At 66.8% G+C, this 241-nt stretch carries 1 pseudogene; it reads left to right on the top strand.

The features are described from left to right. Positions 1–117: 117 nt before the first annotated feature. A pseudogene (locus QWJ41_RS21405) lies at positions 118–241 on the top strand (transposase); the annotation flags it as partial.

Genomic DNA, 241 nt, shown 5'->3' with positions numbered 1-241 from the left:
CGCAGGCTCCATTCGACCCTGGGAAACATCCCGCCCGTCGAGTACGAGCAAGCCCACTACGCTGCTCTCAACCGAGAGCCGCACCCCGTATAGGAACGGCCGAGAACCTGGGGCGCTTCAAACCGCGGCATCCGCGACGTGCTCATCGTGTGCTGCGACGGCCTCACCGGGCTGCCGGAGGCGATCGAGGCGACCTGGCCCAATGCGACCGTTCAGACGTGCGTGGTGCACCTGATCCGCG

The organism is Nocardioides cremeus (genome assembly GCF_030518195.1).
In the GTDB taxonomy this organism is placed as follows: Bacteria; Actinomycetota; Actinomycetes; order Propionibacteriales; family Nocardioidaceae; genus Nocardioides; species Nocardioides cremeus.
Note: the sequence above shows the minus strand (reverse complement) of the source record. Positions and strands in the feature narration are given on the sequence as shown.